Genomic DNA, 3,324 nt, shown 5'->3' on the forward strand with positions numbered 1-3,324 from the left:
CTTTTGTGTTTCGCAGGAAAAATGAAAGGGAAGAAAGCCGGGGTTCATTTATAATAAAGACAGTCAGGAGAAAGGAGATGAAAGATATGCCTACTACTATTCTTGTTGTGTAAATACAATTATTCTAACTGCTGCTGAAACAATGAAATTTTTATAGAAGAAATGCGGGAGAAGGGAGATGAAAGATATGCCTACTACTATTCTTGTTGTGTAAATCCAACGATTCTGACTGCTGCTGAAACAATGAAATTTTATCCTGGTAATTTTTAGAAAGGGGATGAGTATCATGAAAGTAGTCAAAGGCGGTTTTGGAGAAGGAAAAAATGTCCGGTAAAGAAAAAGCATTGCATAAGGTACCGATAGAAGGTAAGATGGTGGAATTTACCAGGGCGAAGGAGCCGGAAGACGAAACAAAAACGGACACCGCTTTTGACCATTTAAGGCGGAACACCCCGATCGATTTACGTTTCCTTCATTGACAGAAAGGCCGGGAAGGTGCTAAAATACAGGAAAGTCTGGAAATCGTAAATTGAAAGGCTATTTAATTCGGCACTGTCGGCGATTCAGGACTTTAGGAAAGGCCGAAAACGCTGCTTTTATTCTCAATTGGTGAAAAAAGAGCGGTGTAAATCGAAATGGCTCTGTGGATACCAGTGTTTACCGGGCCTCCGGGACACACGGCTGCAGTCGGGTACTTACCGTTTACGGTATTGAAACACCTCCTGTATAACAGTATAGTTATCATCTGATGGCTATTTAGGCTGCAGTCGGGTACTTACCGTTTACGGTATTGAAACCTTTTATTTTTAGTCGTGTATGGTCATTTATAAGACGCTGCAGTCGGGTACTTACCGTTTACGGTATTGAAACCTCCTTCTAACATTGGACCTGTACAGCTTGACTTGCTGCAGTCGGGTACTTACCGTTTACGGTATGAGAATCATAACAAATACAAAAAGCACACAGAATTTGAATAAATACCGGATTCTGTGTGTTTTTTGTATTCATGGACTTGTGATTTTATATGTATGGCTTTAGGACAGGGCATAATAATTTGTGCTGCTTTGTTCAAGATGACGGTCCAGTTGGGAGAACTGCATGGAATGCGTTAGGCTTTCTTGCAAGTGATATTTTTATGCCGATTATGTTAAATGCGGCACACATCGGAATTTTTTCGCTTCGCTCAGAATGACGGGGAGAGATGCGAAAGGCATCCTGCAAAATGATACTTCTGCTGTGTAACGCTGACTTCATACTCATGGCCAAAGGGCGACACCTTCCCCTCTGAACCCCCCGCTGGAAGCGGGCAGAACCCTATGAACCTTCTGAACCCGGGCCGCACAGCGGCCCCATGGCCGCCACTGCAACCCTCGGCGGCAAAGCGGCTGTCCATCTTAAGAACCTTTCTCCTCATAAATAGGGTATAATAAAGAAAACACATTACACTCACAAGCTTTGATTTCATCTGGAGGTCAGGTATGGACGAGGAGGAAAGGCGCAGGCGGCGGAAGGAGAATGCTGCGGGGGCCCTGGCGGCCGGGGCCTCTGTGGATGAGTCGGTAAGCCGGCTGGCTGAGGTATACCGAAAGCCGGAGGGGTATACAGGGAACAGGAAGCTTTTTGATGACGGCATGGCGAAGCGGCTGGCGAAGGAGAATCTGTTTTCTTCTGGGAAGACGGTGAAGGATCCCTATACCGGAGAAAAGCTGTTTCTTCGGAAGCAGGAGGCGAAGCTGGCCTATGGGAAGAAATGGACGGAGCATCTGGCAGAGGCAGACCATGTGGAGCCGGTGCACCGGATTTTTGAATCTCATAAGAAGGATGCCTGGGTCACCACTGACGATATCAGGGATGCGGTGAACAGTCCGGAAAATCTGAAGACCATTTCCCGGAAGCTGAATAATGCGAAGCGGGACAGGACGAATGAAGATTTCTACGGCGATGAGAAGTATCTGGAGGATAAGGATATCCACCTGTCCGAAGAGGCAAAGAATCAGGCCATAGAGGACGGCAGGAAGGCCAGAAATGAGGTGGACCGGTCCCTTACCATGAAAGGGGCGGCCAACTTGGGCCGCGAGTTTCATCAGGCCGGTATGGAGGCCGCTGCCGGAGCGGCTGTATTTACCTCTGCCATGGCGGCAGTGGACAATATAGTGGCGGTGATTGAAGGAAAGAAGGAGCCGGAAGAGGCCATCAAGGACATAGTGAAGGTGACAGGCACGTCTGCTGTCATTTCCTATGCCGCCGGCGGCGCAGTGAGCGTCATTTCCCACAGTCTGTCGGCTTCATCCGATTCCCTGGCCCGCATGCTGGGACAGGCGGGGGTGCCCGGTAAAATCGTGGCGGTGGTTTTGTCCACGGCGGGAATTATCAAAAGCTATATCAGCGGAAATCTGACGGCATCGGAGTGTGTCGCCCGGCTGGGGGAAACAGGGATTGCCGCATCCACGGCAGCGGCAGGCATGTATGTGGGAACGGCTTTGATACCGGTTCCTGTCATCGGCACTCTCATCGGCGGTACCGTGGGGTACCTGCTGTCGGGGAAAGTATTTACTGCCTTGAGCAGTGCCCTTTCTTCTGCGAAACTGGCCCGGGAGGAACGGATCCGCATAGAGAAGGAATGCGAAGAGTCTATCCGCCGGATACAGGAGTACCGCCGTCAGCTGGATGAAATTACGGAGAAATATTTCAGGGAAAACAGGAAGGTTTTCAATGAAGCCCTGGGAGATATGGCATCCGGTCTCAGGCTGGGAGATGCGGACGGCTATATCCATGGAGCGGATCAGATTATCCGCCGGCTGGGTGGAAAGGTTTCGTTCCGGAACATGGATGAATTTGATGATTTAATGAAAAACGATGACATCATTAAGTTATAAGGAGGTTTATTATGCCTATTCCATTCATTCTTGGCGGTATCGCTGTGGCGGCAGGTCTTGTGGGCGCTAAAAAGGCAATGGATGCCAGTGATAAAAATGCCCGGGCCAAACGAATCAATCGGAGAGCGGAAGAAACCTTTGAAAATGCAAAAAAGGATCTCCTTTCGGCGCGGGACAGTGCCGGAAGCGCGCTGGAAAATCTGGGCCGTGCAAAGGTGGATATCCTTCATGGCAGTGTCACCCGTTTTGTGGATATTTTCGGCAGGATTCACCATGTGGAGCTCACTGGTTCTGCCGGTATGGATGAACTGTCGGAATTTGCGGTGAATGAAGATGCACTGAAGGAAATGGGAGAAATGGGAAGTCTGGCCACAAAAATGGTTTCCGGCACGGTGGAGGGTCTGGCGGCAGGAGGCCTCATGGCCTTCGGCGCCTACAGCGCAGCCGG

3 protein-coding genes are annotated in these 3,324 nt (G+C 49.6%); all 3 read left to right on the forward strand.

Translation table 11 applies throughout. From position 1 onward, the window contains the following. The first annotated feature begins 323 nt into the window (after positions 1-323). Entirely contained in the window at positions 324-479 is a 156-nt protein-coding gene (locus ACI4N7_RS04300; RefSeq protein ID WP_439732134.1) for a hypothetical protein, read from the forward strand. Between the two features lie 999 nt (positions 480-1,478). Beyond that, positions 1,479-2,876: a hypothetical protein gene (locus ACI4N7_RS04305; RefSeq protein ID WP_439732135.1), complete on the forward strand. Its 1,398-nt coding sequence runs from the start codon at positions 1,479-1,481 to the stop codon at positions 2,874-2,876. A gap of 11 nt (positions 2,877-2,887) precedes the next feature. Then, on the forward strand, positions 2,888-3,324 hold a 437-nt coding region (locus ACI4N7_RS04310), incomplete at its 3' end, for a hypothetical protein (protein ID WP_439732136.1).

Source organism: Dialister sp. (assembly GCF_051885895.1).
Classification (GTDB): domain Bacteria; phylum Bacillota; class Negativicutes; order Veillonellales; family Dialisteraceae; genus Dialister.